Origin of the sequence: Kocuria salina, from assembly GCF_013368965.1 — a bacterium.
In the GTDB taxonomy this organism is placed as follows: Bacteria; Actinomycetota; Actinomycetes; order Actinomycetales; family Micrococcaceae; genus Kocuria; species Kocuria rosea.
In genome coordinates, this window is record NZ_SSSF01000003.1 from 313348 (window position 1) to 331648 (window position 18301).

The window sequence follows — 18301 nt, forward strand, 5'->3', positions numbered from 1 at the left end:
TCCCCCGAAAGGGGGGACACCGGGGCCCGGTGCACCGATGTAACCGGGTCGTAGCATTATCCTGTGACCCGCAGAGAAACAGATCGTGTGCAGAACAGCGCCGACGCCTGGGAGGCCCTCTTCAGGGCCCAGGTGACGGTCATGCGGCGTCTCCAGCGCCAACCCGAGTTCGCGGAGCTCTCCGCCCGCGAGTACGACGTCCTCTTCAACCTCTCCCGCTCCGACGAGGCCGGCATGAGGCTCAACGAGCTCAACGAGTACGTGCTGCTCACCCAGTCGAGCCTCAGCCGGATGCTGGAGCGTCTCGAGCTCAAGGGGCTGGTGCACCGCTGGCAGGACCCGCAGGACCTGCGGGGGCTGCGGATCCGGCTGACCGACCGGGGCCGGCAGATGCAGGTGCAGATCGCCGAGCAGTTCCGGGTGCACGTGCACGAACTGATGTCCGCGGGCCTGGACCCGGAGGAGCTGCGCATCCTGACCCGGCTCGCCGACCGCCTGCGGGAAGCCGTCAACGAGCTCTGAGCCGCGCTCCCCCGCCGCGCTACAGCGGGAGGACGACCCTGGCTCCCGGGTCCTCGCGGCCGGGGACGGAGGACTCCGCGGACACCCGCATCCCGCCCAGCGTGATCTCTCCCTGGAGCGTGGTCAGGAACGCCGTCTCGGAGGCGTCGGCGCCCGTGGCGATGCGCACGAACTCCGTGCGCGGGGCGAGCCCGGTGGCGTCGAGGACGTACCAGGCGCCGTCGTGCCAGGCCTCGACCACCGCGTGGAAGTCCATGGGGGACAGCCCGGGCGCGTAGACCGACGCGAGCCGCGCCGGCACCCCGAGTCCCCGCAGCAGGGTGGTGAGCAGGTGGGCGTAGTCCCGGCACACGCCCTGCCGGGTGAGGAACGTGTGCACCGCGGTGTCGGTGGCCGTCGAGGAGCCGACCACGTAGTCCAGGTGCTCGTGCACCCAGTCCCGCACCCGCTGGAGCGTCTCGTAGCCGCCGCCGCGGGCCCCGGGGAAGAGGGCGTCGGGGGTGCCGGCCATCTCGTCGAAGGGGCAGAACCGGCTGGGCCGGGTGTAGCGGACGAAGTCGACCGGCTCCGCCGGAGGCGGTGACCCCGCCGGGCCGTCCAGCTCCAGGGCATAGGACACCGTGCACTGCGTGCCGCCCGGCACCCGGGCCAGGTGCAGCCGCGTGCCGTGCTGGTCCTCCGCCTCCTCGAGCGCGACCTCGGTCCCGTCCACGCGCAGGCTCAGGTGCTCGCCGGGGCGGGCGCCTCCGCCGGGGCGGGCGGCCGCGAGGGAGAACACCGCCAGGTGGTCGGTCTCCGAGGCGAAGTCGACCTCCGCGGAAACGGTGCGCCGGGTGGTGGGCACGAAGGGCCTCCTGGTCGGGGGGAATGTGCGGCGGACCGGTGGCCCGTCCGCTCCATTGTCGCTCACGGGGGCGATTCATCAGTACACTGATCCACGAGACATCCCCCACACGCCCCGCCGCCGGCCGGAGCCCGCGCGCTGCACCCGGCGGCCGACCGCGAAGGACGCAGCATGGCCCAGGACACCACCCAGGACAGCCGCTCCAAGGAGCGCACCGCACCGGATCCCGAGGATCCCCGCAAGCCGGACAGTCCCACCGAGATCAGCAAGCCCTCGTGGGGCTACGTCGTCAAGCGTGCGATCTCCGAGTTCTCCAAGGACGACTGCACCGACCTCGCCGCGTCCCTGACGTACTTCGCGGTGCTCTCCCTCTTCCCCGCGCTGCTCGCCATCGTGTCCCTGCTCGGCGTCTTCGGCCAGGGTCAGGCCACCACGCAGGCGATCACCGACTTCCTCAGCGACTTCGCACCGGAAGCGCTCGTGGAGCTGCTGAGAGGACCCATCAACAACCTCACCACCAGCACGGGTGCCGGCCTCGCGCTGTTCACCGGCATCCTCGGCGCCCTGTGGACCGCCTCCGGATACACCGGCGCGTTCGGCCGGGCCATGAACCGCATCTACGAGGTCGAGGAGGGCCGACCCGTGTGGAAGCTGCGGCCCATGAACCTCCTCGTCACGCTCGCCCTGGTGCTCATCGTGGTGCTCATCATGCTCATGCTGCTGATCTCCGGCGGCATCGCCCAGTGGGTGGGCGACCTCGTGGGGCTCGGCGCCACGGCCGTGACGGTGTGGAACATCGCCAAGTGGCCGGTCGTGGTGGTCCTCGCGGTCCTCCTCATCGCCGTGCTCTACTACTTCACCCCCAACGTGCAGCAGCCCAAGTTCCGCTGGATCAGCATGGGCTCGATCGTCGCCCTGGTCGTGGCGGCCCTGGCCGCGGCGGCGTTCACCTGGTACGTGGTCAACTTCGCGTCCTACAACGCCACCTACGGCATCATCGGCTCGGTCATCATCCTGCTGCTCGGGCTGTGGATCATCAACAACGTACTGCTGCTGGGCGCGGAGATCGACGCCGAGGTGGAGCGCGGCCGCCAGTTGCAGGGCGGGATCAAGGCCGAGGAGACCATCCAGCTCCCGCCGCGCGACACCCGCCAGGTCGAGAAGAAGGACAAGAAGGCGGAGAAGCTCGTGGACCAGGGCCGGAAGCTGCGCCTCGAGCACGAGCACCTCGACTACTCCTCGGACGACTCCGGGAAGGACGCCGACAAGGCCTCCGGCAGGAGCTGACGGCCGACCCCGGCGGCGGACCCGTGGTGCTGATCCACGGGTCCGCCGCTTCGTTCTGCCCGGACCGGAGCCGCCGCGCTCCGGCGCCGCACCGCGCGCCCCCGGCGTCCTTCCCTAGACTGGGGAGCGGTGTTCCGGACCGGAACCGTCACGTCGTCCGCAGGAAGGTCCCACTCATGCACGAGGTCAGAGCCGTCGTCGTCACAGCGAAGAACACACCAGCCACCCTCGAGACGATCCTCGTCCCGGACCCCGGGCCCGGGGAGGCGCTCGTGGACGTCCTCACCTGCGGGGTCTGCCAGACCGACCTGCACTACAAGGTCGGTGCCGTGGGCGACGACTACCCCTACCTGCTCGGCCACGAGGCCTCCGGCGTGGTCGCCGCGGTCGGCGAGGGCGTCACCGAGGTCGCCGTCGGGGACAAGGTCATCCTCAACTGGCGCGCCGTGTGCGGGGAGTGCCGGGCCTGCCGCAGGGGCGAGCCCTGGTACTGCTTCGCCACCCACAACGCCACCCAGAAGATGACGCTCGCCGACGGCACGGAGCTCTCTCCCGCCCTGGGCATCGGGGCGTTCGCCGAGAAGACCCTGGTCGCGGCCGGTCAGTGCACCAAGATCGAGGGCGAGCTCGAGGACCACCAGTACGCCGCGGTCGGCCTGCTCGGCTGCGGCGTGATGGCCGGCATCGGCGCCGTCCTGAACACCGCGAACGTCCGGCGCGGGGAGTCCGTGGCCGTGATCGGCTGCGGCGGCGTCGGCACCGCGGCGATCGCCGGGGCCCAGCTCGCCGGGGCCACCACGATCATCGCCGTGGACCTCGACGACGAGAAGCTCGCCACGGCGCAGAAGTTCGGCGCCACCCACACGGTGAACTCGAAGGAGCAGGACCCCGTCGCGGCGATCCAGGAGCTCACGGGCGGGCACGGCGCCGACGTCGTGGTCGACGCCGTGGGCGTCGCCGCGACCTTCCAGCAGGCCTTCGAGGCCCGCGATCTCGCCGGACGGCTGGTCCTGGTGGGCGTGCCCGCCCCCGGCACCACGTGGGAGATCCCGCTGGACGAGGTCTTCGGCCGCGGCGGGGCCATCAAGTCCGCCTGGTACGGCGACACCCTGCCGAACCGGGACTTCCCGATGCTCGTGGACCAGTACCGGCTGGGCCGGCTGGACCTCGACGGCTTCGTCACCGAACGGATCGGGATCGCGGACGTCGAGCCCGCCTTCGAGCGGATGACCGCCGGCAAGGTGCTGCGCTCCGTCGTGGAGCTCGGCCGATGAGCGCCGTCGACGGCCACGACGGCGAGGCCCTGCCCGACCGGGAGCGCGCCCACCCCGCCGACCGCGGCGCCGTCCCGGTGCGGCCCGCCGCGGGCGCCGGCCGGGCCCGCATCGACCGGCTGGTCACCTCCGGGACGTTCTCCCTCGACGGCGGGACCTGGGACGTCGAGAACAACGTGTGGATCGTGGGCGACGACGACGAGTGCGTGGTGATCGACCCGGCCCACGACCCCGCCGCGGTGGTGGAGGCCGTCGCCGGGCGCACGGTGACCGCGGTCCTGCTCACCCACGCCCACGACGACCACATCCGCTCCGTCAAGGAGGTGGCCGGGCAGGTGGGCGGGACGATCCACCTGCACCCGGAGGACACGGTCCTGTGGGAGCAGGTCTACCCGAAGACGCCCTTCGACGCGGCGATCGCCGACGGGGACGAGTTCACCGTGGCGGGGACGACCCTCACCGCGCTGCACACCCCGGGCCACTCCCCCGGGTCCGTGTGCTTCTGGGCCCCGGGCCTGGGCGAGGGCGGGGTACTGTTCTCCGGGGACACCCTGTTCCAGGGCGGTCCCGGCGCCACGGGCCGGTCCTGGTCGGACTTCCCCACGATCGTCGACTCCATCCGCGAGCGGCTGCTGACGCTGCCCGAGTCCACGGAGGTGCTCACCGGCCACGGCGACACCACCACGATCGGCGCCGAGGCCCCGCACCTGCAGGAGTGGATCGACCGGGGCCACTGACCGCGACCCCGGCCACCCGCCGCGGCCTCCGGGCCCGGCGGGTGGCCCGGGACGGCGGTGCCCCTGCCGGCACTGTCCCGGGCCCGGTGGGCTCAGAGGTCCCCGGGACCGATGCGCCGCCAGCGGTGCACGAAGGTCAGGGCCGTGGCCAGCAGGACCGCCGCGGAGAGCACCGGCACCAGTGCGGCGCTCCGGTAGCCCCAGGACTCCCCCCACCACCCGGACAGGGCGAGCCCCCCGGTCAGCCCCACGCTCATCACCGCGGTCATGACGGTGGTCAGGGCCGTGACCCGGGAGCTCGGGGCCACGACCCGGGCGATCTCGTAGACCGCCACCAGGCACGGCCCGGTGGTCAGCCCAGCCAGCGCCAGCACGACCACCATCCCCGCGGAGTCGTCCGGGATGGTCAGGAGCATCGCGGCGAGCACGGCCCCGGCGGCCGCCGCCACCCAGCGGTTCCACAGCCGCAGCTCCTCGGTGCGGGCGGACGCGGCCACCGCGGCCAGCGCCGAGGTGAACCCCGAGACCGCGTACAGCCAGCTGACCGAGACCACCGCGTCCACGGCGGTCGCGAAGACGAGGACCGCTCCCAGGGTCGACCCCACGAGGGCCCCCAGCGCACCCATCCCCAGCACGGGGAGCAGCCGGAGCTGCCGCGCCCGGCGGCGGCGGTTGCGGGCCGCCCGGTTCGGTGCGGCCGCGACGGGCGGCAGGAAGTGGATGAGCCCCCGCGGCAGGCGGGCCGAGCAGTGCAGCAGGAACACGGTGGTGCCCACGAGGGTCAGGGTGGCCGCGAGCACCAGCACGGCCACCGGCCCGAGGGTCACGGCCACGAGCCCGGTCACCGCGGCCGCCAGGACGGTGGCCAGCGAGTCCATGACGCTCTCGTGGCGCAGCGCGGTGTCGAAGAGGTCCTCCCGGGAGTCCCGGCGCAGCAGGGACCACCAGCGCAGCCGGCACGCCACGCCCATCTGCGGCAGCACGAGCCCGGCGAGCAGGCACGGGAGCACCAGCTGGGCGGGGGCCGCCCCGGGGTCGGCGGCGAGGTCCGGGAGCCGGCGCACGAGCCACCACAACACCAGCGGGTTCACGAGGGTGAGCAGCACCAGGCCGAGCTGGCGCCGGCGCCACGAGGCGGCCGCGCCCATGGCCAGCCCGCACACCGCCGAGCCGAACGTCACGGCGGCGGCGCAGAAGGCGCCCAGCGCCGGGGACCCGGAGATCAGCGCCACCGTGGTCAGCACGCCGAGGGGCACCATGGTCTGGGGCAGCCGCACGAGCAGGGTCAGCACGGGGTACAGCGCGCCGCTGACGGCGGCGAGCTCCCGGGAGTCGGCCAGGGGCGAGCGGGCGGCCGTGCTGAAACCCCCGAGGGGCTCGGCGGCGCGCGCACTGCTCACGAGGTACCTCCGCATCCTCCCGACGGCGGCCGGGCACGGACCAGCCTAGCCCCGCCGTCCGGAGGATGACGGAAAGCGTCGGTCCCCCGCGGCGGGCGGAGGACCTGGCGGCCCTGCCGGACCCGGCAGGGCCGCGGGCTCACCGCTCCCGGACCGGCGCGGCGGACGCGGTGGGCGTCGCCTCCGCTGCCGGGGCGTCCTCCTCCGCGGCGGGCGCCCCGGCGCCGCGGCGCGGCCGGGAGAGCGTCGCCGAGCGGTGGACCAGACCGGCCACGAGGCCGCCGAGCAGCGGGGCCACCCAGAACAGCCACAGCTGGCCCAGGTGGCCGGCGCCGGCGACCACGGCGGCGCCGGTCGAGCGGGCGGGGTTCAGCGACCCGCCGTCGAACGGCGCGGTGATCGTGAGCAGGAACGCGAGGGCCGCACCGATGGCCACGGGGGCGAGCACCGCGTTGGCCCGCGGCGCGGTGGAGCCCAGGACCACGAGGGCGAACAGGGCGGTCGCCACGAACTCGACGAGCAGCACGGTGGTCCACCCGGCCTGGGAGGTGGAGTTCTCCCCGAAGCCGTTGGAGACCGCGCCGAGGACCTGCGCGGTGGTCGAGGAGTCGAGCAGGCTGATGAGCACCGCCCACAGCACGCCGGCCGCGGCCAGGGCGCCGAGCACCTGGGCCACCACGTAGCCGATCGCGGCCCGTGCGGGCGTGCGCCCGGCCACGACCGCGGCGAGCGTCACCGCGGGGTTGAAGTGCCCCCCGGAGACGTGCCCGAAGGCGACGATCGCGGCGACCAGGCCGAGACCGAAGCCGAGCGCGGAGTCGATGACCTCGGTGGCGAACATGCCCGTGCCCAGCCCGGCGAAGACCAGCAGCGCCGTCCCTGCGAACTCGGCGGCCCACTGGGCCGGCGCGGACGCGGCCTCCGGGGCGCCGGCGGGCACGGTGTCCTTGCGCGCGGCGACGGGCACGGGCGCCGCGAGGCCCGCCGTGCCGGGGGCGGCGCCGTCGTGGGCGGTGCTGTCGGCGCCGTCGGCGCCGGGGCGCGCGGTGGTGCCGGGAACGTGGTGACTCATGGATTTCTCCTCAGGGATCGGGGCGGCACGGTGGGGGTGCCGTGCCGGCGGGGCGCCGGGCGCCCGTGCCATGCAACCACAGTGACCTGAAGGGCGGTTGAACCGCCCCGGGCCGTGTCGGCCGCCGACTACACTGACCGCATGCCCGCACCCCTGCTCTCGCCCGTCGCCGGCCTCGACCCCGCCTGGCCCGAGTACGCCGACTCCGTGCGCGCGGCCCTGCTGGGCGGAGCCCTCGGGGACGCGCTGGGCGGCCGCGCGAGCTCCGGTCCGCGCTCCCGCTCCGCGGCGGCCGGCGCGGACGCCCCCGCCGACGCCGAAGGCAGCGCGGTGCTGCGGATCTCCGACGCCACCCAGCTGACCCTCTACACCCTGGACGCCCTGCAGGAGGTCGTCGAGTGGGCGAACCAGGGCCACGGCGCCGACGAGACCGCGTGCCTGTGGCTGGCCTACCTGCGCTGGCTGGGGACCCAGGGCGAGCGCCACCCGGCCGAGGCGCCGCGGCCCCTGCCCCGCCCGATCGACGAGCACGAGGTCCTGCACGCCGTGCGGGAGCCGGACGGAACGGTGCTGGCGGCCCTCCGCTCCGGCCGGATGGGCGAGGTCGAGCGCCCCCTGCAGCCGGAGGCCAAGGGCGCCGGACCGGTGCTGCGCTCCTCGCCGTTCGGTCTGCTCCCCCACGTCGGCTGGCGCACGCTCGCGCCCCTGGCCATCAACGGCGCCGCCCTGACCCACGGGCACCCCGAGGCGCAGACCGCGGCGGCCGTCCAGGGCTTCGTGGTCCACGCCGCCGTGCGGGCCCGCCGGGAGGGCCTGCCGCGGCCGGTCGCCGCCGCCGTGGCCGCCGCCCGCGAGACCGCCGGGAACCTCACGCGCCCGGTGGCCGAGACCCTCGCCCGGCTCGAGGACGCCGTGCGCGCCGCCATGCGGGAGGACCCCGACCCCGCGGCGCTCGACCGGCTGCTCGGCGAGGGCGGGGCCGCCCCGGAGACCCTCGCGGGCGGCCTCGGCGCGGCCCTGCGCGCGGAGGCCGAGGCCCCGGGCGCCGGGGACCCGCAGGCCGTGTTCCGCCGCGCGGTGGAGCTGGCCACCGCCGGCACCGGCCACCCGGCCGCGGCGGGGGCGATCGCCGGCGCCGTGACGGGCGCGGCCCTCGGGACGGCCGCGCTGCCGCCGGAGTGGCGCACCCGGCTGGACGCCGGGGACGTGGTGTCGGAGACGGCCGAGCGCTGGCTCAGGGAAGTGGGGGCGCCGCCAGCCGCTTGACGTTCAGTCCCGCGCCGGCGAGCAGCTCCCGGACGGTGCCCGCACCGGCCCGGTGGACCAGGTCCACCACGATCCCCGCGCAGGCCCGGGCGTCCTCGAGGGCGTCGTGGTGGCGGCGCAGCGGCACCCCGGCGGCCTCGGCCGCCCGGGGCAGCGCGTAGGACGGCAGGTCGTAGCCGCGCCGGGCCAGCGCCAGGCTGCACGCATACGCCAGCGGGGCGTGCCGCGTGTCCGTCTCCGCGCACGCGGCGCGGATCACGCCCATGTCGAAGGCCGCGTTGTGCGCCACCACGAGCTCGTCGGGGTCCTCGGCCAGGATCCAGTCCTCGATCCGCGGCCACAGCTCGGCGAAGCCGGGGTGGCCCGCCACCGTGTGCTCGGTGATCCCGTGGATGCGCGTGTTCCCGGGGTCGAAGTCCGCGCGGGTGCGCGGCGGGCGCATGTAGGCGGAGCGCTCCGCCACCACCCGGCCGCCGCGGACCCGCACGAGGCCCACGGCGCACGGCGAGCCGATGAAGCGGTTCGCGGTCTCGAAGTCGATGGCGGTGAAGGAGAGGGACGACGGATCCGCGGCGGGCCGGTCGGTGGTCGTGTCGGGGGAAGCGGGACGAGGCACCGGAACAGCCTACTGCGCCCGCTCAGGCGGAGACACCGCGCAGGTTGGTCTCGATCCAGTCGTCGGCCCGGGCGATGGACTGGTTGACCTGGGCGGTGTCGAGGTCGTGGTGCAGCGCGTAGGCGACCGCCTGCAGCGGGAACGTGCGCGCGTGCAGCCGGGCCCGCTCGTAGACGGTCTCCGAGACGGCGGCGCGCAGGGTGTCCCAGCCGTACCACAGCCCGAGGGACGCGGCGTCGTGCGCGGGGTCGGACAGACAGGCGTGGTCCCAGTCGATGATGCCCGTGAGCTCGTCCCCGTCACCGTCCCACAGCATGTTGTGCCCCATGAGGTCCCCGTGCACCAGGGTCGGCACCACGGTCGGCAGCGCCGCGAGCTCGGCGACGGCCCGCCGCGCGGCCTCCTGGTTGCGGGGCAGCAGCCGCGGGATGACCTCGTCGAGCAGCACGTGCCGCCGCCGGTGGCCGCCCCAGTGCTGGCCGGGACGGTCGAGGTACCGCGCGAAGCCGGAGGTGTCGACCTCGGCCAGCTCGGTCAGCACCCGGTGCAGCACGGCCGGGTCGCCGTGCCCGGGCGGGTGCGGGTGCCCGGGCAGCCACGTCAGGCCCACCCCGGTGTAGCCGTGGGAGACCACCACGCCGGTGAGCGGCCGCGGGGTCGCGAACGAGAAGCGGGGCAGCCTCCGCAGCACCTCCGTGCGGCGCTGGACGTGCTCGCAGACCGTGGCGTTCTTGGCGATCCGCACGGAGATCACGTGGCCCACGTTCACCACCACGTGGGCGGACCCGCCGGCGTGGACCTCCCACTGGCCGGGGTCGGCGCTCATGCCGGCTTCGCGCAGCACGGCCTCGACGGCGCCGGCGAACGGCAGGTGGTGGAGCTGCGACCAGGGCATGGTCAACTTCCTCGGTTCGGACGTGGGTCAGTCGGGGACGGCGGCGGGGTCGAGGGCGGTCAGCAGGTGCGGGAGCAGGGCCCGCATCGCGCGCCCGCGGTGGCTGATGGCGTTCTTCTCCGCGCGCGTGAGCTCGGCGCAGGTCCGGTCGGACCCGTCGGGGCGCAGCACGGGGTCGTAGCCGAAGCCGCCGTCCCCCACGGGCTCCCGCAGCAGGGCGCCGCGCAGCGTCCCGGTCTCCACGTGCTCGCGGCCGTCCGGGGTGACGAGCGCGGCGGCGCACACGAACTGCGCGCCGCGATGGGCGTCGGGGACGTCGGAGAGCTGGGCGAGCAGCAGCCGCAGGTTCGCGGCGTCGTCGCCGTGCCGGCCGGACCAGCGCGCGGAGAAGATCCCGGGGGCCCCGCCCAGCACGTCGACGGCCAGGCCGGAGTCGTCGGCCACGGCGATCAGCCCGGTCGCGGCGGTGGCGGCGCGGGCCTTGAGCAGGGCGTTGGCCTCGAAGGTGGTGCCGTCCTCGACGACGTCGGGCGCCCCGGCCGCGGCGGCGTCCACGACCAGCCGCTCGACGTCGGCTCCGGGCAGCGCGGGCGCGAGCAGGTCCCGCAGCTCGGCGAGCTTGCCCCGGTTGTGCGTGGCGAGCACCACCCGGGCGCCGTGGTGGTCACCCATCGCCGGCCTCGCGCAGGGTCTCGACCTGGATCTGGGTGAGCTGGGCGCAGCCGGCCAGCGCGAGGTCGAGCAGGGCGTCCAGCTCGGCGCGGTCGAAGGGGGCGCCCTCGGCGGTGCCCTGCACCTCCACGAAGTCGCCGGACCCGGTGACCACCACGTTCATGTCGGTCTCGGCCCGCACGTCCTCGACGTACGGGAGGTCCAGCATCGGCACGCCGTCGATGATGCCCACGGACACGGCGGCCACCGTGTCGGTGAGCGGCTGCGCGCGACGGGCGACGAGCCCCTCGGCCCGGGCCCACCCGATCGCCTCGGCGAGGGCCACGTAGGCGCCGGTGATGGCCGCGGTGCGGGTGCCGCCGTCGGCCTGGAGGACGTCGCAGTCGAGGACCACGGTGTTCTCGCCGAGGGCGGAGAGGTCGATGACCGAGCGCAGGGAGCGGCCGATGAGCCGGGAGATCTCGTGGGTGCGCCCGCCGATCTTGCCCTTCACGGACTCGCGGGCGGACCGGGTGGACGTGGCCCGCGGGAGCATCGCGTACTCGGCGGTCACCCAGCCGCGGCCCTCCCCCTTGAGCCAGCGCGGGACGCCCTCGGTCACGGACGCGGTGCACAGCACCCGGGTGCTGCCGAACTCGATGAGGGCGGAGCCCTCCGCCTGCTGGGACCAGCCGCGGGTGATCGTGATGGGTCGCAGCTCACCGGGCGAACGGCCGTCCGACCGGGTCACCCCCGAGGTCGAGAGGGCCGGTGCGGTCTGGTCGACGGGGGAATCCATGTGGTCCACCTTACCCCGCGGCACCGACCGCCCGGCCCGGCCGCCGGCGGCGGGGCTCACGGCCCGACGGCGGCCGCGGGACGGCCGCTCCCCCGCCGGACGATCCGGTAGGTGTAGGCGGGCTCGGCCACCCCGATGGGTCCCGCGAAGACCTCCTGCGCCTCCTCCACGGCCCGCGTCGGGGAGTTCCACACCGGCAGGTGCGTCAGCAGCAGCTGGCGGGCCCCGGCGTCCCGGGCGGCCTCCGCCGCGCGCCGGCCGGTCAGGTGGATGCCGCGCAGCGCGTCGTCGCGGCCCTCGTGGTAGGCGGCCTCGCACAGGAAGACGTCGGCGTCCCGCGCGGCGCGCACGAGCCCCTCGCACGCGTCGGTGTCCCCCGAGTAGGCCAGGGTGCTGGGGCCCATGACGCCGTCGTAGTCGATGCGCAGGGCGTAGGGCTCGGGGGTGGGGTGCTCCACCCGGAAGGGCGTGATCGCGAACGGCCCCACCCGCACGGGCTCCTCCGGGACCCAGGTGTGGAAGTCGAACTCCCCGTGCATCCCGGGCTCCGTGGGGAGCCCGTGGGTGCTGCTGAGGTACTCGTGGAGGCCGGTGGGCGCCCACAGCGGGATCGGGGGTCGGCCCCAGCCGCGCGGGTCCCACTTGATGGCCACGTGCAGCCCGGCCAGGTCGATGCAGTGGTCGGGGTGCAGGTGGCTGACGAGCACGGCGTCGATGTCGTGCAGGTCGATGTGACGCTGCAGCACCCCGAGGGCGCCGTTGCCCATGTCCAGCAGGATGCGCCAGGTCCGTCCCTCGGCGTCCTCACCGCTGACGAGGTAGCAGGAGGCCGGGGAGTTCGGCCCCGCGAAGGAGCCGGTGCATCCGATGATGGTGAGTTTCATGGGCGAGAGCCTTCCAGGAGGTGCCGGTGGGACGGCGGCCGCACCGGCCGCGGAGCTGCTCAGGGCGCGGACGGGCCCGCTCCCCCGATCATCTCCGGGGTGATCCGCGCGAGCGAGCCCGTGGGGTACTGCTCCGCCACGGAGCTGGTGTGCCGGACGCGGGCGACCTCCGGCCCCAGGAACCGCCGGGCGAGGACCTCGAAGGACGCGGCGTCCCCGGTGGCGAGGAACTCGTGCCGGGCGGGCCCGCCCGGCACCCCCGGCTCGCGCTCGAGCCCGTGGCTGACGAGCGCCCGGTAGACGTCCTTGGCGGTCTCCTCCGCGCTGGAGACCAGCGTGACGGCGTCGCCCATGACGTAGGAGATCACGCCGGTGAGCAGGGGGTAGTGGGTGCAGCCCAGCACCAGCGTGTCCACGTCGGCCTCGCGCAGCGGGTCCAGGTAGGCCTGGGCCGTGGCCAGCAGGCCGGGCCCCGTGGTGACGCCCGCCTCCACGTAGTCGACGAACGCCGGGCAGGCCACCGAGTCGATCCGCAGGTGGGGGGCGGCGGCGAACGTGTCGTCGTAGGCGCGGGAACCGACCGTCGCCTCCGTGCCGATGACGCCGATCCGGCCGTTGCGGGTCGAGGCGACCGCCCGGCGCACCGCCGGCTGGATGACCTCGACCACCGGGATCCCATAGACCCGGGTGTAGCGCTCCCGGGCGTCGCGCAGCACCGCCGCGGACGCCGTGTTGCAGGCGATCACGAGCAGCTTGACGCCCGAGTCGACGAGCTCGTCCATGATCCGCAGGGCGTGCGCCCGGACCTCGGCGATCGGCAGCGGCCCGTAGGGCCCGTGGGCGGTGTCCCCCACGTACACGATCTCCTCGTGGGGCAGCTGGTCGATGATGGCGCGGGCCACGGTGAGACCGCCCACCCCGGAGTCGAACACGCCGATGGGTGAACCGGGGTTGGGGCGCCGGGCGGCCCGGCCGCCGGCCCCGAAGACGTCGTCATCCTGCATATCGTCAAGAGCGTAGTCCCGGGCGTGCCGCCGTCCCAAACCGCGCCGCGGCCGTGCCGCCGTGAGCCGCGTCACCCCCGGCCGGGGTGGGGGCCCGCCGCGGTGTCGTGCCCGGTCAGTCCCGGGGCAGGTCGTGGAGGAGGGCCTCCATGAGGGTCTCCTGCAACCACGAGACGAAGTTGTACAGGAGCGACATGTACGTCTCGACGTCCTCGATCGCGGACCAGTCGTCGTAGCGACCCACGCGCTCGGCGTCGGCCTCGTTGCGGATCCCGAGCCGGTCCGCCAGCACCAGCCGCACGTCGTTGAGGGCCTGCCCGAAGGCCTGCGCCTGGGCGGGGTCCAGCCGCACGGGCTGGGCCTCCAGCGCGAGGGCCGCCTGCTGCAGCACGCCGCGCTTGGTCTCCCGCAGCCCCCGCTCCGTGTACCGGCGGAACTCGGCGGCGCGCTCGGGGTCCAGGCTCCCGTCGGGCAGCAGCCGCCGCAGCGCGGAGTCGTCGGGGACGGTGGCGTCCCCGGACACGCCGAGCATCCGCTCGAGCGAGTCCTCCGAGGCCGGCTGCTCGGGGGCGAGCGCCTGGGCGACGTCCGCGAACAGCTTCTGGAGCAGCTCCTTCTCGGGCTCCTCGAAGCGGGCGGTGATGCCCCGGCGGGTGGACCGGAAGCCCTGCGCCATCAGTGGCCCCCCGCCTGCTCGAAGGTGGCCCACAGCCCGAAGCCGTGCATCGCCGCGGTGTGGGTCTCGGCCTCCTCGAGGGAGCCGCTGGCCACCACGGAGCGCCCGTGGTGGTGGACCTCCAGCATCAGGGAGCGGGCCTTCTCCTCCGGGTAGCCGAAGTAGGAGCGGAACACGTAGGTGACGTAGCTCATGAGGTTGACGGGGTCGTCCCACACGACCACGTTCCACGGGGTCTCGGTCTCCGTGGCCACGGACGTCGCGCCGGTGGGCCGGGTGCCGGTCTCCGGGGTGGCGGTGGCCGCGGGGCGGGCGGCGGCGGGAGTAGCGCAGTGCATGGTCCGTCCATCGTAGCGAGTGCCGGAGGCGTGGCGCACCGGCGGCGTCGCTAGAGTGGTGCCCGTGAACCAGCGCAGCCACCGGTGGGCCCCGCCGCCCACGTCCCTGATGACCGACCACTACGAGCTGACCATGCTGCAGGCCGCCCTGCACGCCGGCACCGCGCAGCGGCGCAGCGTGTTCGAGGTCTTCGCCCGGCGGCTGCCCGCTGGGCGGCGCTACGGCGTGGTGGCGGGCACGGGGCGCCTCCTCGAGGGGCTCGGGAGCTTCCGCTTCGGCGACGAGCAGCTGCGCTTCCTGGCGGACACCGGCGTGGTCAACCGCGCCACCCTGGACTACCTCGCGGACTTCCGCTTCACCGGCTCGATCTCCGGCTACGCCGAGGGCGAGGCGTACTTCCCCTCGTCGCCGCTGCTCGTGGTCGAGGCCACCTTCGCCGAGGCGTGCGTGCTCGAGACGTACTTCCTGTCGGTGCTCAACTACGACAGCGCCGTGGCCTCGGCCGCCTCCCGCATGGTGGGTGCCGCGGCGGGGCGCCCGTGCATCGAGATGGGCTCCCGGCGCGCCCACGAGGAGGCCGCCGTCGCGGCCGCGCGGGCGGCGGTCATCGGCGGCTTCGACTCGACGTCGAACCTCGAGGCCGGGCACCGCTACGGGATCCGGACGGTCGGGACGGCCGCCCACTCCTTCACGCTCCTGCACGACACGGAGGAGGACGCCTTCCGCGCCCAGCTCCAGTCCATGGGCCGGGACACGACCCTGCTGGTCGACACCTACGACGTCGAGACCGCGGTGCGCAAGGCCGTGGAGCTCGCGGGTCCCGGTCTGGGCGGCGTGCGCCTGGACTCGGGCGACCTCGTGACCCAGGCCGCCTGGGTGCGCGGGCTCCTCGACGAGCTCGGCAACCCGGACACCCGCATCACCGTCACCTCGGACCTGGACGAGTACGCGATCGCGGCCCTGAACGCCGCGCCCGTCGACGCGTTCGGCGTGGGCACCCGAGTGGTCACCGGCTCCGGCGCGCCGACGTCGTCGATGGTCTACAAGCTGGTGGCCCGAGAGGACTCCTCCGGCGAGCTGCGGCCCGTGGCGAAGGCCGCGAAGGGCAAGGTGTCCGTGGGCGGGCGCAAGCACGCCCTGCGGCGCCGGGACGAGCGGGGCACGGCGACCCACGAGATGGTCGGCATCGGCCGGCTGCCCGACGACGACGGCGACGACCGGCCGCTGCTGGAGGACTTCGTCCGCCGCGGCGAGCTGCTGGACGGCTGGACGGGCCCGGAGGGGGTCCGCCGGGCCCGGGAGCGGCACGCGGCGTCCGTGGCGGAGCTGCCCCGCTCGGCCCGGCGGCTCAGCGAGGGCGACCCCGTGATCCCGACCGTCCTGGGGCCCGAGGCCCCGGCCTGAGCGGCCGTCCGGGCGGCGCGCGCCGGGCGGGATCCGCTCAGCGGCACCCGCCGGAGGAGCACCACCGGGCGAGAAGCACCGGGCGAGAGGCACGAGCGTGAAGCACCGAACAGAGGGAGGAACACCATGAGGACCGCACTGATCGTCGTCGACGTGCAGAACGACTTCTGCGAGGGCGGCTCGCTGCCCGTCGCCGGAGGCGCGGCGGTGGCCGCCGCCGTGTCCGAGCACCTGGAGGACCACCACGGGGACTACGCGGCCGTCGCGGCCACCCAGGACTGGCACGTCGACCCCGGGGCGCACTTCTCCGACGAGCCGGACTACGTGCGGTCCTGGCCGGTGCACTGCGTCGCCGAGTCCCGCGGGGCCCGCTCCCACCCGGACCTGGACACGGACTGGATCCAGGCGTGGTTCCGCAAGGGCGAGCACGACGCCGCCTACTCCGGTTTCGAGGGGCTGCTCGCCCCGGACGCGGACGTGCCGATGGGCGACGACGAGGACGTCGACGACGAGCCGGACGTGAGCCTCGACGACTGGCTGCGGGAGCACGAGATCGAGGCCGTGGACATCGTGGGCCTGGCGACCGACCACTGCGTGCGGGCGACCGCCCTGGACGCCGTCGAGGCCGGCTACGACACCCGGGTGCTGGTGGAGCTCACCGCGGGCGTCGCCGCGGAGTCCACGGAGCGCGCCCTGCGGGAGATGGCCGAGGCGGGGGTCGAGGTCGTCCGGTCCTGACCCGTGCCCGGCAGCGGACCGCCCCGTCCCGGGCGGTTCGCGTCCCGGGCGCGGCTCACTTGCGCCCGATGAACCAGTCCTGCAGCTTCTTCACCCGCGCCTGGAGCTGCGCCTCGTTGGCCTGCGCCACCGCGGGTCCTCCGCACACCCGGCGCAGCTCGTTGTGGACCATGCCGTGCGGGGTGCCGGTGCGGGACGCCCAGGCCGAGACGTTCTTGGACAGGGTGGCGCGCAGCTCCTTGAGCCGCCGGTGGTCGGGCACCGCCGGCTGCTCCGGGGCGCGGGCGGCGCCGGGGCGCCGCCGGGCGTGCTGGGACTGCCGCTCCCGCAGCAGCGCCGAGACCTGGTCGGCCTCGAGCAGTCCCGGGATGCCGAGGAAGTCCGCCTCCTCCTCCGAGCCCACCGCCACGCCGCCGCCGAAGGCGCCGCCGTCGAAGAGGACCCCGTGGAAGGACGCGTCCGAGCCGATGGCCTCGAACCGGCCCTGGGCGAGGGCCGCGGACGCCTTCTCCTCCCGGTTGGCCTCCTCGAGCAGGTCGTCGTCCCAGCCCTCCTCGAGGGGGTCGGCCGGCAGGCCGGTCTCCTCCGCGGCGGGCTTGTCGAGGGCGTGGTCCCGCTCGGCCTCCATCTCGTTGGCGAGCTGCATCAGCGCCGGCACGGACGGCAGGAACACGGAGGCCGTCTCCCCGCGCTTGCGGGCGCGCACGAAGCGGCCGACCGCCTGGGCGAAGAACAGCGGCGTGGACGTGGACGTCGCGTAGACGCCCACGGCGAGCCGGGGGACGTCGACGCCCTCGGAGACCATCCGCACGGCCACCATCCAGCGGCTGTCCCCGGCGGAGAACTCGTCGATCCGGTCCGAGGCGCCCTTGTCGTCGGAGAGGACCACGGTGGGGTTCTCCCCGGTGATCCGGCGCAGCTGCGCGGCGTAGGCCTTCGCGTCCTGGTGGTCGGTCGCGATGACCATCGCTCCGGCGTCCGGCACGGTGCGCCGCACCTCCGTGAGCCGCTGGTCCGCGGCCTGGAGCACCGACGGGATCCACTGCCCGTTCGGGTCGAGCGCCGTGCGCCACGCGTGGGCGGTGATGTCCTTCGTGAAGCCCTCGCCGAGCTCCGCGGCCATCTCCTCCCCCGCGCTGGTGCGCCAGCGCATCTGCCCCGAGTAGGCGAGGAAGATCACGGGCCGGACCACGTGGTCCTTGAGCGCGTCGCCGTAGCCGTAGGTGTAGTCGGCGCTCGAGCGGCGGATGCCGTCCCCGTCCTCCAGGTAGCGCACGAACGGGATCGGCGCGGTGTCCGAGCGGAAGGGGGTGCCGGTCAGGGCGAGCCGGCGGGCGGCGGGGTCGAAGGCCTCCTGGAGCCCGTCGCCCCACGTGAGGGAGTCCCCGGCGTGGTGGATCTCGTCCATGATCACCAGGGTCCGGCCCGCCTCGGTGCGGGCCCGGTGCAGGAGCGGCTTCATGGCCACCTGCGAGTAGGTCACGGCGGCGCCCAGGTAGTCCCGGCCGTGGGAGCCGTCCGCGTTCTTGAAGTTCGGGTCGATCGCCAGGCCCACGCGGGCGGCGGCGTCCGCCCACTGCCGCTTGAGGTGGTCCGTGGGTGTCACCACCGTGATCCGGTTGACGGTCCCGCGGTCGAAGAGCTCCTTGGCCACGCGCAGCGCGAAGGTCGTCTTGCCGGCCCCGGGGGTCGCGACGGCCATGTAGTCCCGGGGCTGTGCCTCGAAGTAGCGCTGCAGCGCCTCCGCCTGCCAGGCGCGCAGCTTGGGGGCCGTGCCCCACGCGGCGCGGTCCGGATAGGCCGGGGGGAGGTCGGCGGCGGCTGCGCCGAACAGGGAGAGCTGGTCGTCCTGGGACACTCTGGCGACGTCCTTTCGCTCGTGGTGCCGCGGCC

General features: G+C 74.7%; 19 protein-coding genes. 7 read left to right on the forward strand and 12 right to left on the reverse strand.

Annotated features, from left to right (window positions below; genetic code table 11):
• The first annotated feature begins 63 nt into the window (after positions 1-63).
• Positions 64-522, forward strand: coding sequence for a MarR family winged helix-turn-helix transcriptional regulator (locus E7Z53_RS08330; RefSeq protein WP_031282916.1), 459 nt, complete (start codon positions 64-66; stop codon positions 520-522).
• A 19-nt stretch (positions 523-541) separates the two neighbouring features.
• On the opposite strand, the gene E7Z53_RS08335 is transcribed toward E7Z53_RS08330, so the two are convergent.
• Positions 542-1366: a transglutaminase-like domain-containing protein gene (locus tag E7Z53_RS08335; protein ID WP_176337591.1), complete on the reverse strand. Its 825-nt coding sequence runs from the start codon at positions 1364-1366 to the stop codon at positions 542-544.
• A 171-nt stretch (positions 1367-1537) separates the two neighbouring features.
• Between E7Z53_RS08335 and E7Z53_RS08340 the strand changes: the two genes are divergently transcribed.
• The 3 genes from E7Z53_RS08340 (at position 1538) to E7Z53_RS08350 (ending at position 4664) form a co-directional block, all read left to right on the forward strand.
• The gene (locus E7Z53_RS08340; RefSeq protein WP_176337592.1) at positions 1538-2653 is read left to right on the forward strand and encodes a YihY/virulence factor BrkB family protein; all 1116 of its coding nucleotides are present in this window, start codon (positions 1538-1540) and stop codon (positions 2651-2653) included.
• Positions 2654-2829: 176 nt separating this feature from the next.
• The gene (locus tag E7Z53_RS08345; protein ID WP_176337593.1) at positions 2830-3927 is read left to right on the forward strand and encodes an S-(hydroxymethyl)mycothiol dehydrogenase; all 1098 of its coding nucleotides are present in this window, start codon (positions 2830-2832) and stop codon (positions 3925-3927) included.
• Complete coding sequence (locus E7Z53_RS08350) at positions 3924-4664, forward strand: MBL fold metallo-hydrolase (RefSeq protein WP_229586225.1); 741 nt, start codon at positions 3924-3926, stop codon at positions 4662-4664. Before E7Z53_RS08345 ends, E7Z53_RS08350 begins: the two co-directional genes overlap by 4 nt.
• Positions 4665-4756: 92 nt before the next feature.
• On the opposite strand, the gene E7Z53_RS08355 is transcribed toward E7Z53_RS08350, so the two are convergent.
• On the reverse strand, positions 4757-6064 hold the full coding sequence (locus E7Z53_RS08355) for a hypothetical protein (protein ID WP_109243476.1): 1308 nt from the start codon (positions 6062-6064) through the stop codon (positions 4757-4759).
• Positions 6065-6203: 139 nt separating this feature from the next.
• On the reverse strand, positions 6204-7136 hold the full coding sequence (locus E7Z53_RS08360; RefSeq protein ID WP_176337594.1) for an aquaporin: 933 nt from the start codon (positions 7134-7136) through the stop codon (positions 6204-6206).
• A gap of 141 nt (positions 7137-7277) precedes the next feature.
• Between E7Z53_RS08360 and E7Z53_RS08365 the strand changes: the two genes are divergently transcribed.
• Positions 7278-8402, forward strand: coding sequence for an ADP-ribosylglycohydrolase family protein (locus E7Z53_RS08365; RefSeq protein WP_146200241.1), 1125 nt, complete (start codon positions 7278-7280; stop codon positions 8400-8402).
• Here E7Z53_RS08365 and E7Z53_RS08370 read toward each other — a convergent pair.
• From E7Z53_RS08370 to clpS, 8 genes are all read right to left on the reverse strand, one after another.
• A complete protein-coding gene (locus E7Z53_RS08370; protein ID WP_020380579.1) occupies positions 8371-9018 on the reverse strand; it encodes a 3'-5' exonuclease in 648 nt (215 codons plus the stop codon). The two genes, E7Z53_RS08365 and E7Z53_RS08370, sit on opposite strands and share 32 nt — an antisense overlap.
• Positions 9019-9040: 22 nt before the next feature.
• Entirely contained in the window at positions 9041-9913 is an 873-nt protein-coding gene (locus tag E7Z53_RS08375; RefSeq protein WP_035928873.1) for a phosphotransferase family protein, read from the reverse strand.
• A gap of 27 nt (positions 9914-9940) precedes the next feature.
• Positions 9941-10585, reverse strand: a complete 645-nt coding sequence (gene rdgB, locus E7Z53_RS08380) for an RdgB/HAM1 family non-canonical purine NTP pyrophosphatase (protein WP_035928872.1) — start codon at positions 10583-10585, stop codon at positions 9941-9943.
• On the reverse strand, positions 10578-11363 hold the full coding sequence (rph, locus tag E7Z53_RS08385) for a ribonuclease PH (protein WP_035928869.1): 786 nt from the start codon (positions 11361-11363) through the stop codon (positions 10578-10580). The genes rdgB and rph overlap by 8 nt, the downstream gene beginning before the upstream one ends.
• 56 nt (positions 11364-11419) lie before the next feature.
• A complete protein-coding gene (locus tag E7Z53_RS08390; RefSeq protein WP_017833240.1) occupies positions 11420-12247 on the reverse strand; it encodes an MBL fold metallo-hydrolase in 828 nt (275 codons plus the stop codon).
• Positions 12248-12306: 59 nt separating this feature from the next.
• Positions 12307-13251, reverse strand: coding sequence for a glutamate racemase (gene murI / locus E7Z53_RS08395; protein ID WP_035928866.1), 945 nt, complete (start codon positions 13249-13251; stop codon positions 12307-12309).
• Positions 13252-13366: 115 nt separating this feature from the next.
• Positions 13367-13927, reverse strand: a complete 561-nt coding sequence (locus E7Z53_RS08400; RefSeq protein WP_176337595.1) for a DUF2017 domain-containing protein — start codon at positions 13925-13927, stop codon at positions 13367-13369.
• Complete coding sequence (gene clpS, locus E7Z53_RS08405; RefSeq protein ID WP_017833243.1) at positions 13927-14265, reverse strand: ATP-dependent Clp protease adapter ClpS; 339 nt, start codon at positions 14263-14265, stop codon at positions 13927-13929. The genes E7Z53_RS08400 and clpS overlap by 1 nt, the downstream gene beginning before the upstream one ends.
• 55 nt (positions 14266-14320) lie before the next feature.
• On the opposite strand from clpS, the gene E7Z53_RS08410 reads away from it, so the two are divergent.
• Positions 14321-15670, forward strand: a complete 1350-nt coding sequence (locus E7Z53_RS08410; protein WP_370658547.1) for a nicotinate phosphoribosyltransferase — start codon at positions 14321-14323, stop codon at positions 15668-15670.
• 126 nt (positions 15671-15796) lie between these two features.
• Entirely contained in the window at positions 15797-16408 is a 612-nt protein-coding gene (locus tag E7Z53_RS08415) for an isochorismatase family protein (protein ID WP_176337596.1), read from the forward strand.
• Positions 16409-16463: 55 nt separating this feature from the next.
• Here the strand turns inward: E7Z53_RS08415 and E7Z53_RS08420 are convergent, their stop codons facing one another.
• The gene (locus E7Z53_RS08420; protein ID WP_035928862.1) at positions 16464-18266 is read right to left on the reverse strand and encodes a DEAD/DEAH box helicase; all 1803 of its coding nucleotides are present in this window, start codon (positions 18264-18266) and stop codon (positions 16464-16466) included.
• Positions 18267-18301: the final 35 nt, after the last annotated feature.

Bases quoted from the DNA above. Each gene is read 5' to 3' on its own strand.
- rph (WP_035928869.1), bottom strand. From the start codon at position 11,363: ATGGATTCCCCCGTCGACCAGACCGCACCGGCCCTCTCGACCTCGGGG.
- E7Z53_RS08400 (WP_176337595.1), bottom strand. From the start codon at position 13,927: ATGGCGCAGGGCTTCCGGTCCACCCGCCGGGGCATCACCGCCCGCTTC.
- E7Z53_RS08415 (WP_176337596.1), top strand. From the start codon at position 15,797: ATGAGGACCGCACTGATCGTCGTCGACGTGCAGAACGACTTCTGCGAG.
- E7Z53_RS08360 (WP_176337594.1), bottom strand. From the start codon at position 7,136: ATGAGTCACCACGTTCCCGGCACCACCGCGCGCCCCGGCGCCGACGGC.
- E7Z53_RS08345 (WP_176337593.1), top strand. From the start codon at position 2,830: ATGCACGAGGTCAGAGCCGTCGTCGTCACAGCGAAGAACACACCAGCC.
- E7Z53_RS08375 (WP_035928873.1), bottom strand. From the start codon at position 9,913: ATGCCCTGGTCGCAGCTCCACCACCTGCCGTTCGCCGGCGCCGTCGAG.
- E7Z53_RS08390 (WP_017833240.1), bottom strand. From the start codon at position 12,247: ATGAAACTCACCATCATCGGATGCACCGGCTCCTTCGCGGGGCCGAAC.
- murI (WP_035928866.1), bottom strand. From the start codon at position 13,251: ATGCAGGATGACGACGTCTTCGGGGCCGGCGGCCGGGCCGCCCGGCGC.
- E7Z53_RS08365 (WP_146200241.1), top strand. From the start codon at position 7,278: ATGCCCGCACCCCTGCTCTCGCCCGTCGCCGGCCTCGACCCCGCCTGG.
- clpS (WP_017833243.1), bottom strand. From the start codon at position 14,265: ATGCACTGCGCTACTCCCGCCGCCGCCCGCCCCGCGGCCACCGCCACC.
- E7Z53_RS08340 (WP_176337592.1), top strand. From the start codon at position 1,538: ATGGCCCAGGACACCACCCAGGACAGCCGCTCCAAGGAGCGCACCGCA.
- rdgB (WP_035928872.1), bottom strand. From the start codon at position 10,585: ATGGGTGACCACCACGGCGCCCGGGTGGTGCTCGCCACGCACAACCGG.
- E7Z53_RS08350 (WP_229586225.1), top strand. From the start codon at position 3,924: ATGAGCGCCGTCGACGGCCACGACGGCGAGGCCCTGCCCGACCGGGAG.